Origin of the sequence: Streptomyces sp. SLBN-8D4, from assembly GCF_049739545.1 — a bacterium.
In the GTDB taxonomy this organism is placed as follows: Bacteria; Actinomycetota; Actinomycetes; order Streptomycetales; family Streptomycetaceae; genus Streptomyces; species Streptomyces canus_C.
The window spans coordinates 2,245,457-2,257,811 of the sequence record NZ_JBMGQC010000001.1; the positions used below are offsets into that span (position 1 = coordinate 2,245,457).

The 12,355-nt window shown below is 72.3% G+C and carries 11 protein-coding genes and 1 pseudogene; 7 read left to right on the forward strand and 5 right to left on the reverse strand.

Annotated features, from left to right (window positions below; genetic code table 11):
* Window positions 1-25: 25 nt before the first annotated feature.
* Together RKD20_RS10000 and RKD20_RS10005 are read left to right on the forward strand one after the other, a co-directional pair.
* On the forward strand, window positions 26-1,069 hold the full coding sequence (locus RKD20_RS10000) for a LacI family DNA-binding transcriptional regulator (RefSeq protein ID WP_424877421.1): 1,044 nt from the start codon (window positions 26-28) through the stop codon (window positions 1,067-1,069).
* A gap of 159 nt (window positions 1,070-1,228) precedes the next feature.
* Complete coding sequence (locus tag RKD20_RS10005; RefSeq protein WP_424877422.1) at window positions 1,229-1,651, forward strand: helix-turn-helix domain-containing protein; 423 nt, start codon at window positions 1,229-1,231, stop codon at window positions 1,649-1,651.
* A gap of 33 nt (window positions 1,652-1,684) precedes the next feature.
* On the opposite strand, the gene RKD20_RS10010 is transcribed toward RKD20_RS10005, so the two are convergent.
* Both RKD20_RS10010 and RKD20_RS10015 read right to left on the reverse strand, forming a co-directional pair.
* Window positions 1,685-2,224: a peptidoglycan-binding domain-containing protein gene (locus RKD20_RS10010; protein WP_424877423.1), complete on the reverse strand. Its 540-nt coding sequence runs from the start codon at window positions 2,222-2,224 to the stop codon at window positions 1,685-1,687.
* 215 nt (window positions 2,225-2,439) lie between these two features.
* Window positions 2,440-3,099, reverse strand: a pseudogene (locus RKD20_RS10015) (ThuA domain-containing protein).
* A gap of 72 nt (window positions 3,100-3,171) precedes the next feature.
* On the opposite strand from RKD20_RS10015, the gene RKD20_RS10020 reads away from it, so the two are divergent.
* Window positions 3,172-3,804 carry a VOC family protein gene (locus RKD20_RS10020; RefSeq protein WP_424877424.1) on the forward strand — a complete coding sequence of 211 codons (633 nt, stop codon included), beginning with the start codon at window positions 3,172-3,174 and terminating at the stop codon, window positions 3,802-3,804.
* 52 nt (window positions 3,805-3,856) lie between these two features.
* Window positions 3,857-4,258 carry a VOC family protein gene (locus RKD20_RS10025; protein ID WP_424877425.1) on the forward strand — a complete coding sequence of 134 codons (402 nt, stop codon included), beginning with the start codon at window positions 3,857-3,859 and terminating at the stop codon, window positions 4,256-4,258.
* On the opposite strand, the gene RKD20_RS10030 is transcribed toward RKD20_RS10025, so the two are convergent.
* Together RKD20_RS10030 and RKD20_RS10035 are read right to left on the reverse strand one after the other, a co-directional pair.
* Entirely contained in the window at window positions 4,241-4,906 is a 666-nt protein-coding gene (locus RKD20_RS10030) for a DUF6597 domain-containing transcriptional factor (protein ID WP_424877426.1), read from the reverse strand. The two genes, RKD20_RS10025 and RKD20_RS10030, sit on opposite strands and share 18 nt — an antisense overlap.
* Window positions 4,907-4,915: 9 nt before the next feature.
* A complete protein-coding gene (locus RKD20_RS10035; protein ID WP_424877427.1) occupies window positions 4,916-5,857 on the reverse strand; it encodes an AraC family transcriptional regulator in 942 nt (313 codons plus the stop codon).
* An 81-nt stretch (window positions 5,858-5,938) separates the two neighbouring features.
* Here RKD20_RS10035 and RKD20_RS10040 point away from each other — a divergent pair, with 81 nt between their 5' ends.
* Window positions 5,939-6,775, forward strand: coding sequence for an NmrA family NAD(P)-binding protein (locus RKD20_RS10040; RefSeq protein ID WP_424877428.1), 837 nt, complete (start codon window positions 5,939-5,941; stop codon window positions 6,773-6,775).
* 108 nt (window positions 6,776-6,883) lie between these two features.
* Here the strand turns inward: RKD20_RS10040 and RKD20_RS10045 are convergent, their stop codons facing one another.
* On the reverse strand, window positions 6,884-8,032 hold the full coding sequence (locus tag RKD20_RS10045) for a YihY/virulence factor BrkB family protein (protein ID WP_028807892.1): 1,149 nt from the start codon (window positions 8,030-8,032) through the stop codon (window positions 6,884-6,886).
* 585 nt (window positions 8,033-8,617) lie between these two features.
* Here RKD20_RS10045 and RKD20_RS10050 point away from each other — a divergent pair.
* Window positions 8,618-9,826 (forward strand): heparan-alpha-glucosaminide N-acetyltransferase domain-containing protein, encoded by a 1,209-nt coding sequence (locus tag RKD20_RS10050; RefSeq protein ID WP_424877429.1) that lies wholly within the window; start codon window positions 8,618-8,620, stop codon window positions 9,824-9,826.
* 35 nt (window positions 9,827-9,861) lie between these two features.
* The gene (locus RKD20_RS10055; RefSeq protein WP_424877430.1) at window positions 9,862-12,324 is read left to right on the forward strand and encodes a Pls/PosA family non-ribosomal peptide synthetase; all 2,463 of its coding nucleotides are present in this window, start codon (window positions 9,862-9,864) and stop codon (window positions 12,322-12,324) included.
* Window positions 12,325-12,355 lie beyond the last annotated feature (31 nt).

The following is a 12,355-nucleotide window of genomic DNA, read 5'->3' on the forward strand; positions in this document are numbered from 1 at the left end:
GGGCGGGCCGGAGAGGTGGTTCCCGATGGTCCGCACGGGGAGTGCGAGCGTGGCGGCCGGTCCCACGCTGGCGGTCGTGGCCCGGGAGGCGGGCGTGTCGGTGCCGACCGCCTCCAAGGTGGTCAACGGCCGGGAGGACGTGGCCCCCGAGACCCGCCGCCGGGTCACCGAGGCGCTGGACCGGCTCGGCTACGTCCGCAGACCGAGGTTCGACGCGGCGAAGACGTCGGGCCTCGTCGACCTGGTCGTGCACTCGCTGGAGACCTCCTGGTCGGGGGCGGTGCTGCACGGCGTGGAGGCGGCCGCCCACGACGCGGGCCTGGAGCTGGTGGTCTCGGCCGGGCCGACCCGCAACCGTGCGGGGCGCCCGGACCGCGGCTGGATGGACAAGCTCACCGCGCGCGGCTCCTCCGGGGTGCTGTTCAACCTGGCCGAGCTGACGTCGTCGCAGTACGGCTGGCTGGACCAGCACCGCATCCCGTACGTCCTGATCGACCCGGTCCTGGAGCCGCCGCCGGGCGTGGTCTCGGTGGGCGCGGCGAACTGGCAGGGCGGGGTGACGGCGACCGAGCACCTGCTGGCGCTGGGCCACGAGCGCATCGCGGTCGTCGCCGGCCATCAGCGCAAGATGTGCGGCAGCGCCCGTGTGGCGGGCTACCGTTCCGCGCTCGCGGCGGCGGGGACACGGCAGCGTCCCGAGTACGTCCAGTACGCCGGTTTCGACGAGAGCGCGGCCCTCCGCCGCACGCTGGAGCTCCTGGATCTGCCCGAACCGCCCACCGCGGTCTTCGTCTGCTCCGACCACATGGCCCTCGGTGTGTACGAGGCGCTGGCCGAGCGGGGTCTGCGCGTCCCCGACGACATCAGCGTCGTGGGTTTCGACGACCTCCCCGAGGCCCGCTGGACCACCCCGGCGCTCACCACGGTCCGTCAGCCCCTGTCGGAGATGGCGGCGACGGCCCTGCGGCTGCTGGTCCGCATGATGGAGGGCGACCGCCCGGAGAGCACCCGGACCGAGCTGTCGACGCGGCTGGTGGAGCGGGCGAGCACGGCCCCGCCGCGCGACTGACCGTCGATCGGCTGCAGGGGCCACCCACCGCCGGATTCGTTCAGCTGCGGTCATCCGCGGGCGAGGGGAACTGGCCGGGGCGGGCGGGCGTCGAACGTTGCGGTGGGGAGGGGGGCCGCTGCCCCTGCCAGGGCGGCGGCGAGCACTTGGGGGACGACCATGACGCGCTGGCGGCCGCTGCCGGACTCGCTTCCGAGGGAGGCGCGGCATCTCGTCGAACAGCTGCGGCACCTCAAGGACCGTACGGATCTGAGCCTCGCCGAGCTGGCCCGGCGCACCGCGTACAGCAAGTCGTCCTGGCAGCGGTATCTCAGCGGGGCCAAGCAGCCACCGCGGGGGGCGGTTCAGGCGCTGTGCCGGGTGGCGGGCGCGGACCAGGGGCGGCTACTGGCGCTGTGGGACCTGGCCGCCCCCGTCTGGCCGTACGGCACCGTGGTGAGCGTGGTGGCGCAGGAGGTGGCGGTGCCGGTTCCGGACGGTCTCGAGTACCGGCGGTGGCGTACGGCGGCGCTGGTCGCGTTCGCCGTCATCGTGCTGCTGGTGGCAGGGGTGCTGTGGGCGTGGCCGTCGGGGAGCGGGTGACCGCGGGGCCGCCCGCTCCCCCGCCGGCCGGGGTCAGCCGACCTGGTCGTAGTACGCGATCCGCCAGGATCCCGTCCCCTTGAGCTTCACCCGGTACTTGCCGCTGATCCGCTTGAAGTCGACGTCCCGCTTGTCGCCCTGGTAGCGGACCCCGCCGCCCGAGACGGGGCCGTGGAGCCACTGCTGGGCGAACTCCCAGCTCTGGTCGGTGACCACGCCGTCGTTGTCGGTGAGTCCGTAGTGCTCCTGCCACCACTGGGTGGCCGACTCGGTCTCGGGGCCGAACGAGCCGTCGATCTGGCTCTTGGCGTAGTTGTGCCAGTCCCCGTCCTCGTCCTGCCACTTGGCGCCGTCCGCGTACAGGACGGACTGCCACAGGGCCGTGGCGTTGCTGGTGGCGTGGTCGTCGACGCTCAGGTTCTCCTCGTCCTGCCAGTCGTCGCTGACGACGCCGTTGCCGTCGATGCCGTGGTACGAGGCCGCGTCCGCCGCCGGCGCCACGGCGAGGCCGAGCGTCCCGGCGCCCAGCAACGCGGCCATCATCATCGCGACGGCCCGCTTGCGCATGCTCATGGAAGTCTCCCTTTCCGAACCGCCGTGGTTCCCCCCGTGGTTCCCCCTGGGGCGGCTCGCTTCGCTTGGCACGGCACAGACTCACAGGACTGAGGTGCGCACGGCGAGACCTGCCGGCGTCCCCGGGCCGGAGGGGGACGGTCCGTGCCGCGTACGGCGGTGTGGTCCGGGAGCGCGGGCCGTACGGGGACCTGCTGGGACGGGATGGGACGGGCTCAGGACCCGGGGTGCTCCAGCCGTGCCGCCCAGGTGATCCCGCCGAGCAGATGGGCCCGGAAGTCCGGGTCCGCCCAGGCCTCGGCGGCGTGCCCGAGCGCGGTGTAGAAGACGCGGCCCGCACCCTGCTCCCGGCACCACACCAGCGGGTGGTCGGCGCCCATGCCACCGCCCTCGTACGACGACTCGTCGGCGCACGCCAACACCCGCACCGACCCTCGCGGGTTGGTCCGGAAGTCGTACCACTCGTCGGTGAACTCCCATACGGCGGGCAGGTGTCGGGTGGCCGGGTGGTCGCGGTCCTCGACGTGGATCCTGCCGGGCTGGTACGCGAGGTGCTATTCGAACCGGGCGCCCAGCAGTTCGCCGTAGTGGGGCCAGGTGTACTCGGTGCAGGCGGCCGCGTGCACCCCGACGAACCCGCCGCCCGACTCCACGTGGGCGGCCAGCCGCTCGCGCCCCGCCGGGGTGAGGATCTCACCGCTGGTGGAGAGGAAGACGACGGCGGCGTACCGGTCGAGGGGCCGCTCCAGGGCCGCGGGGTCCTCGCTCGCGTCCACCTCGAAGCCGCCGAGGGCGCGGACGGCGTCGACGGCGGCGGGGATGGAGTCGTGGCGGTAGGCGGTGGTGCGGGTGTGGACGAGGAGTCGGGGAGCCATGGCCCGAGCCTAGGAGGTGTGTCGCCGTACAGGTGTTCCGTCGTGCGGTCGGGGCGCCGTAGCCTCGGCGCGGTGAACGCGATTCCCGCACGGCTGGACCATCTCGTCCTGGCGACCCCCGACCTGGCGGCGACGGTCGGCGACTTCACCCGGCGCACCGGCGTGACCCCCGCCCCCGGCGGTGTGCACGTCGGTCTCGGCACCCGCAACCATCTCGTGTCGCTGGGCGGCACCGCCTATCTGGAGATCATCGGTCCGGACCCGGAGCAGCCGGAGCCGAGGGGCCCGCGTCCCTTCGACGTCGACGCGCTCGCCGCCGCCCGCACGGTCACCTGGGCGATCAGCCCGCCCGACCTGGACGCGGCGGTGGCGAGGGCCCGGGCCCGTGGTTACGACCCCGGCGAGATCCGCCCGATGAGCCGCCGCCGGCCCGACGGCACCCTGCTGGAGTGGCGCCTCACGGACGGCGACACCCAGCACCCCTCCGGACTGGTCCCCTTCCTCATCGACTGGGGCGCCACCGCGCACCCGACGGCCTCCGGCCTGCCCACCACTCCCCTGCTCTCCCTGACCGCGACCGCCCCCGCACCGAACGGGATCCGTCGCCTTCTCGCCGCCCTCGACACCGAACTCCCCCTGGCCGAGGGACCGGTGGGCCTCTCCTTCACCGTGGACACCCCGCGGGGACCGGTGACCTTCGGCTGAGGTGTCCGATTCCTTCAAGACCGGGCGCCCCGGCCCTGCCTACGGTGGCGTCATGACTCCACGATTCGACGCCATCGGCCTGGTGGCCTCCGACCTCGCCGCCTCCGTCGCCTTCTACCGTCGGCTCGGGTTCCCGTTCCCCGAAGGGGCGGAGACGCAGCCGCACGCGGAGGCCGAACTGCCGGGCGGTGTGCGGCTGATGCTCGACACCGAGGACACGGTCCGCTCCTTCCACCCCGGTTGGCGGGCGCCGGCCGGCGGCAGCCGCACCGGGCTCGCGCTGCGCTGCGACAGTCCGGCCGAGGTCGACGCGGTGTACGAGGAGCTGGTGGGCGAGGGTTTCCACGGGGAGCTCAAGCCGTGGAACGCCGACTGGGGCCAGCGGTACGCGTCCCTGCACGACCCCGACGGCAACAGCGTCGACCTGTACGCCCCGCTAACCGGCGGCGAGTAGCCGCCCGAGCGGCACGCCCGCCAACTCCCTCACGTCCCGGGCGAGATGGGCCTGGTCGGCGAAACCGCACCGTACCGCCGTCTCCGCGAACGGCACTCCGGCCCCGGCCAGCGCGAGGGCCCGCCGCAGCCGCAGGATCCGGGCGAGGGTCTTCGGCCCGTACCCGAACGCCACGAGCGACTTCCGGTGCAACTGCCGTGCCCCGAGGCCGATCTCGTCGGCGGTCGCGGCGACGGGACGGCCCGCGCCGAGAGCGGCGACGAGGGCGTGCAGGGCGGGGTCGGGAGGGGCCGCGCGCTCCAGGGCGATGTCCTCCAGCGCGGTGGCGGGGTCGCGGGCCTCGGCGATGCGGCTCCGCAGCCGCCGTACCTCGGACGCGGGCCAGAGATCGGCCAACTCCACCCGTCGGTCCCGCAGTTCATGGGCGGGCACACCGAGGAAGGCGGGCGCGGAACCGGGAGCGAAGCGCAGGCCGGTCCAGGTGCCGGCGGCGCCCGCGGTGACGTACGCACGGGTGTCGGGCCCGGCGACGAGCAGTCGCTCCTCGTGCCAGAGCAGATCCATGCACCCGTCGGGCAGGACGCGTCCGGACCCGTCACCGGCCCAGACGACGGCACCGGCGAGCCGGGACGGCCGTTCCGTGTACACGTCCCCAGGCTACGGCCGGCCGGCCCGCAGCCGGAACTCCTGCGGGCTGACCCCGTAGCCCCTCTTGAACGCGCTGGACAGCGCGAACGCACTGCCGTACCCCACCTGCCGGGCGATCGCGTCCAGCGTCGCGTCCCCCTCCCGCAGCCGGTCCGCCGCCAACGCCAGCCGCCACCCGGTCAGATACGTCATCACCGGCTCCCCCACCAGCTCACTGAACCGCCGGGCGAGCGCCGCACGCGACACCCCCGCCTTGGCGGCGAGGGAGGCCACCGTCCACGGATGCGCGGGATCGTCCTGCATCAGCCGCAGCACCCGCCCCACCACAGGGTCCGCAAGCGCCGCGTACCACGCGGGCGCCTTCGCCTCGGGCCGGGAGAACCAGGCCCGGAGCGCCGCGATGACCAGCAGGTCCAGCATCCGGTCCAGGACGACCTCCTGCCCCGGCTCGTCACGCACGATCTCCTCCATGAGGAGGGGGGTCAGCGGGCACTCCCACACGTCGGTGGTGAGCGACAGCAGCGGCGGCAGCGCGTCCAGGAGCCGGTTGCTGATCTCGCCCTCCATCAGATACGTCCCGATGAGGACCACCGTCCCGCCGTCGAGCCGGTCGCCCCACGTGCGCACGCCGAGGTCCATGGAGCCGTTCAGGGACCGTCCGTCGGGGTAGCTGCACTCCGCGCCGGGCAGGATCAGCGCCTGCGGGGCCGTACCGGGGTCGTCGGCGCAGGTGTAGGGGTCGGGGCCGCGGGCGATGGCGAGGTCGCCGGGGCCCAGCCGGACCGGCTCGCCCGCGTCGGGCAGGACCACGGCCTCCCCGCGGACCATCAGCATGACCGTCAGCGGTGCCCGGTCCTCCACCCGCACCGCCCACGGCGGGTCGAAACACGCGCGGATCATGAAGGCGCCACGCGCCCGCGGTCCTTCCAGCAGGCCTGCCAGAGCGTCCATGCGGTCAGCGTAGACGCGTACGCATGGGAATGAGCCGTTCAGCGATGGGCCCCTGCCGGGCACGGGAGTTGACTCGACGGCATGACACAGAACACACGCAACACGACGGTGGTGGTGACCGGTGCCTCGGGTCGTACGGGCAGCCGGGTGGCGCGGTCCGCTCGGGCCGCGGGGCTGACGGTGCGGGCCGCCTCGCGGGCCCAGGGGTTCGACTGGCAGGACCGGTCCACCTGGGCGCGGGTGCTGCGGGGCGCGGACGCGGCGTATCTGGTGTACCCCTCGGACATCGGCGCCCCGGGGGCCGCCGAGGCGGTCGGGGCGCTCGCGCGGGAGGCGGTGGGGGCCGGCGTACGACGGCTGGTGCTGCTGTCGTCGCGGGGGCAGGACCGGGCGCGGGACGCGGAGGAGGCGCTGCGGGCGTCGGGGGCCGACTGGACGGTCGTACGGGCCGCGTGGTTCGCGCAGAACTTCAGTGAGGGGCCGCTGGTCGAGGAGCTGCGGCTGAGCGGGGAGCTGGTGTTCCCGGCGGGCGAGGTGCGGGAGCCGTTCGTGGACGTGCGGGACATCGGGGACGTGGTGGTGGCCGCGCTGGTGGCGGGCGACCGGTACGTCGGCGAGACGGTCGCCGTGTCGGGGCCCCGGCTGCTCACCTTCGGCGAGGCGGTCGCGGAGATCGCGAAGGCGACGGGGAGGGCGCTGACGTATCAGGCGGTGTCACCGGAGCAGTACGGGGAGCGCCTGCTCGCGTTCGGGGTGCCGGCGCGGGAGGTGGACGCGCTGGTGGAGGCGTTCACTCAACTCCTGGACGGCCGTAACGCCCATCTCTCGGACGGCGTCCGGAAGGTCCTGGGCCGGGAGCCCCGGGACTTCACGGACTTCGCGAGGGAGGCGGCAGCCGCAGGAACGTGGAAGGTCTGACTCCGGTCGGTGATCCGACCTCAGGGGCGCGGGGCTGAGTCGATCAGCGGCTCCGCCGCGGGGCGCGACCAGCCCCCACCCACCCGCACCCGACAGCGCCCCCCCCCTTCAGGACCCCTCCGGCTTCCGCGGGGGATGCGTCGACTTCGCATGCGTCCTCAGACGGGACGTCACGTCCTCCGGCGGCAGGAAGCGCGACCACCGCTCCGGGAACTCCGACGGCATGTCGGGGTCGTCGGGATCGTCGGGGCCCGCGTCCCTGACCGCCGCTGCCGCGCGGGCCACGTACTCCGCGACCTGCGCCTCCCGCACCCGCTCCTGCGCCGCGCGCGCCGCCGCCGTGGCCGCCGCGGGCCACACGCGGTCGATAGCGGCGTTCATCGCCGCGCCCACCAGGACCGCGAAGGCGGAGACGCCGATCCACAGCAGCACCGCCACCGCGGCGGCGAGCGAGCCGTAGATCGTCGCGCCCTCGATCGTGCTCTGGAGGTAGATCCGGAGCAGGAAGCTCCCCAGCACCCACATCGCCAGGGCCACCAGTGCGCCCGGGACGTCCTCGATCCACGGTGAGCGCACCGGTACCGACACGTGGTACAGGGTCGTCAGGAAGGCGATGGACAGGATGATCACCACGGGCCAGTACAGGACCTGGACGACCGTCGTCGACCACGGCACGATCCGCACCACCGCGTCCGGACCCGCCACCATCAGCGGCAGCGCCACCGAGCCGATCAGCAGCGCCGCGACGAACAGCGCGAACGCCACGAGCCGGGTCTTGACGATGCCGCGGACCCCGTCGAGGCCGTACATGACGGTGATGGTGTCGATGAAGACGTTCACCGCGCGCGACCCGGACCACAGGGCGAACAGGAAGCCGACCGAGATGACGTCGGGACGGCCGCCCTTCATCACGTCGTCGAGGATCGGCTGCGCGATCTCCCGTACCCCCTTGTCGGACAGGACCGTGCGCGCGGCGTCCAGGAGGTTGGCCTCCAGGCTGCTGATGCTGTCGGTGCCGGTCCAGTCGTCGACGTAGCCCAGCAGGCCGATCAGGCTGAGCAGCAGCGGCGGCACGGACAGCAGCGAGAAGAACGCGGCCTCGGCGGCGAGCCCCAGGATGCGGTACTCGATGCACGAGTTGACGGTGTCCTTGAGCAGCAGCCAGGCGGTCCTGCGCTTCGACACGTTCCGGTAGAGGGCACGGGCCCGGTGGAGTCGGCCGGAGGGTGGCTGAGGGGATTCGCTTGCTGCCTGCACGTCCTAAAGGTATCCGCCACGCGAGCGTGCACTCATCCCCCCGTCCCGGTCCGGGGCACGCCCGTGCGGGGAACGCCCGCTCGCGTTCGGTTCCGTCATACCGCGGAAAACGCCGGGCAACCCCGGGGAAATCGCGAAGGAAATCGAACCCCTTTTCTGTCATGAACCCGCTGGCCGGTTTTCGTGTCCCGGAAACCGGAATGCCCGACGACATATGCACCGTCCATGAAGTGAGTTCCCCGGTGGCGCCGCCGAACGGCAAGAATGAGTCATACCGACAGCGAACTGCCGACCGACAAGAAACCGCCATTGACTGAAATGCGCTTGACCCGTTCATGAGCGCCTCGAAACAATTCGGATTGCATTCTCAGGGCTCTGACCAAGGCCCGAGCCAGGCCACCCGGTCCCCCTCGCGTGGTCACTCCAGGCGCATACCGAACCGCTCCTTCTCATATTCCATTCCGTGCCTCACGGCACTTCCTTTTCTTCCGGAACACCGGAACCACGGGGGTCCCTCTTCATGATTTTCCGCTGCGCGGTGAGCAGCGGGCGATATTCCGCCGTATCCCATTCTGGAGAATTCGCATGCCTGCTCCGTACGCACCGAAGCAAGCCGCGCCGCGCATCGTGGGGGTCGATGTGGCACGGGGGCTCGCCCTGCTGGGAATGTTCTCCGTTCACGTGTTCGGCGCGTTCGACGAGGCGGGATCGCCCACCCCCGCCTGGATGTTCGCGGGCGGCCGTTCCTCGGCGACCTTCGCCGTGACGGCCGGGATCGGTCTGGCCTTCACGACCGGCGGTCGCCGGCCGGCGACCGGGCGGCCCGCGACCGCCGCGGTGGCGGCGCGGGCCGGTGTCATCGCCCTGATCGGGCTGCTGCTCGGCTACGCCTCGCGCGCGGCGGCCCTGGACGTGGACGTGATCCTGGTGTTCTACGCCCTGTTGTTCCTGATCGCGATCCCGCTGCTGGGCCTCCGTCCGGGGACCTTGACGGCGCTCTCCCTGTCCCTGGCCGTGGGGGCGCCGTTCGCCGTCCACGCGCTGCGGGGCGCACTGCCCCAGCCCGCGTTCGACGGTGACCCGACCCTCCAGGACGTGGTCACCGATCCGCTCGGCCTGGTGTCGGACCTGCTCGTGCACGGCGACTACCCGGTGCTCGCCTGGACCGCCTATCTGTGCGCCGGACTCGCCCTCGGCCGACTGGACCTGACCTCACGCAGGCTCGCGCCCCGGCTCCTCGGGGGCGGCCTCGCGCTCGTGGCCGGAGTCTGGCTGGTGTCGTCCCTGGTCCTGTTCCGGTTCGACGGGCTGCGGATGCTGTGGCGCGCGGAGTTCCCCGGCGCCTCCCGCGCCGAGGCCCTGTGGGACAGCCCGGACGGCGTGACCTGGTGGGCGCTGCTCTCCCGCGCGCCGCACGCGACCACGCCCTTCGACCTGCTCCTCACCCTGGGCTCGGCGGCGGCGATCCTCGGCGGCGCCCTGCTGCTGACCAGGAACGCCCTGCTCACGCGGGCCCTCACCCCGCTCGCGGCGGCGGGCAGCATGCCGCTGACCCTGTACGCCGCCCATGTGCTCCTGCTCGCCACCGGCGCGCTCTCCGGCTCCCCCGAGCTCCTCTACGCCGTCATGACCACCGGAGCGCTCCTGTTCGCCCTCTCGTGGCGGCACGTCGGACGTGGCCCGCTGGAAACGGTCGTCGCAGGCGCGGCCCGGCGGTGTCGCGAGGCCGTAACACCACCCCGGCCCCCGGAACCGGTGGCGGACCCGGTCCGACTTAGCAAGCACACCGAATAGTCCATAAGCCCAAAAGTAATGATCTAGGAGCTCAAGTGGTGGTAAATCCTGGCGAGATCACGACAGTCGCCCCGGTGGACGGCACCGCCCAGGTCCTCGCCGAGGTGCTGGCCGGGGTCGTGAAGACGGATCAAGTCCCCCTCGACAGCCACTTCTTCGACGACCTGGGTGCCAACTCCCTGGTCATGGCGCAGTTCTGCGCCCGGGTGCGCAAGCGGGAGGATCTGCCGCAGGTGTCGATGCGGGACGTCTACGGCCACCCGACGATCCGCGGCCTGGCGACCGCTCTCGCCGAGGTCCCGGCCACCGGACCGGTCCCCGCCCGGCCGGCCGAGCCGCCCCCGCCGCCGGGCAGCACCGCCCGCTATGTGCTGTGCGGGGTGCTGCAGTTCCTCGTCTTCGCCGCGTACTGCTTCGGGGCCGGTGTCGCCACCGCCGCGGGGTACTCCTGGATATCCGGCGCCGATGGCCCGGTCTCGGTCTATCTGCGGTCGCTGGTCCTCGGCGGTGCCCTGTTCCTCGCCCTGTGCACGCTGCCCGTGGTGGCGAAGTGGGTGCTGGTCGGGCGGTGGAAGGAGACGGAGTTCCCGGTCTGGAGCCTCGCCTACGTCCGCTTCTGGCTGGTCAAGGCGCTGCTGCACGCCAGCCCGATGGTCCTGTTCACGGGCAACCCGCTGTACGTCCTCTACCTGCGGGCCCTCGGCGCCCGGATCGGCCCGGGCGTCACGGTCCTGTCGCACTCGATGCCGGTCTGCACCGACCTGCTGACCGTCGGCGCCGGCACGGTGATCCGCAAGGACGCCCTGCTGCTCGGCTACCGGGCGCACGCGGGACGGATCCGCACCGGCCCGGTCACCCTCGGCCGGGACGTCTTCGTCGGCGAGAAGACCGTGCTCGACATCGGCACGTCCATCGGCGACCGCGGCCAGCTGGGCCACTCCTCGGCGCTGTACGACGGTGCCTCGATCCCCCCGGGCGAGCGCTGGCACGGCTCGCCGGCCCGCCCCACCGACGTCGACCACATCCGGGTCCCGGCGACCGGCTGCACCTCCGCGCGCCGGGCCGGTTACGCCCTCGTGGCGCTGCTGCAGACGCTGCTGGTGTACGTCCCGCTCGGCATCGGCGGTGTCTTCCTCGTCATGGACCTCGTGCCGGCGCTGGACCCGCTGCTCGAACCGAACGCGAAGGAACTGGCGTCGGCGGCCTTCTACGCCGAGGCGCTCACCCTGTCCGTCGTCCTCTTCGCCGGTTCGGTGATCCTCGGTCTCGTCATCGTGACGGTGCTGCCGCGGCTGCTGAACCTGACCCTGACGGCGGACCGGGTGTATCCGCTGTACGGCTTCCACTACTCGGTGCAGCGCGCGATCGCCCGCATGACCAACATCAAGTTCTTCAAGTGGCTGTGCGGCGACAGCTCGTACATCGTCCCCTACCTGCGGTCCATCGGCTACGACCTCTCACGCGTCGAGCAGACCGGCTCGAACTTCGGAACCGAGGTCGCGCACGAGACGCCGTACCTGGCCACCGTCGGCAGCGGCACGATGGTCGCCGACGGGCTGTCGATCCTCAACGCCGAGTACTCCAGCACCTCGTTCCGGCTCTCACGGGTCACGATCGGCGGGCAGAACTTCCTCGGCAACCACATCGCCTATCCGGTCGGCGGCCGCACCGGGGACAACTGCCTGCTCGCCACCAAGGTGCTGGTGCCGCTCGACGGCGAACTCCGCGAGGGCGTGGGCCTGTTGGGCTCGCCGCCGTTCGAGATCCCGCGCACGGTGGAGCGCGACACCCGCTTCGACCACTTCCGCGAGGGCGACGAGCTGCGCCGCCGCCTCTCGGCCAAGAACCGCTCCAACGCCCGCACGATGGCCCTGTTCCTGTTCCTGCGCTGGCTGCACTGGTTCCTGCTGACGCTGCTCGGCTTCGCGGCAGTCGACCTCTACGGCGGCCGGGGCGCCCTCGGTGGACTGCTGATCGGCGCCTACCTGATGACCGGCCTCGCGGTGACCGTCGGCTACTGGGCGCTGGTGGAGCGCTTGATCACCCGCTTCCGGCCGCTGAAGCCGCGGCTGTGCTCGATCTACGACCCGTACTTCTGGTGGCACGAGCGGCTGTGGAAGGTGCCCGACCAGCATCTCGTGGTGTTCAACGGCACTCCGTTCAAGAGCCTGGTCTGGCGGCTGCTGGGAGTGCGGATCGGCCGGCGGGTCTTCGACGACGGCTGCTACCTCACCGAGCGGACGCTGGTCGCGATCGGCAGCGACAGCACGCTCGGCCACCACTCCAAGGTGCAGGCCCACTCCCAGGAGGACGGCACCTTCAAGTCCGACCACATCGTCATCGGCGACGGCTGCACCGTCGGGACGGGCGCGCTGGTCCACTACGGCGTCGCGATGGGCGACGGCGCCGTACTCGGTGCCGACGCCTTCCTGATGAAGGGCGAGGAGATGCCGTCGGGGGCGCACTGGGGCGGGAATCCGGCGGTGGCACGTGACTGAAGCGCCCTGAGCCGCCCGAACCGACCCGAAC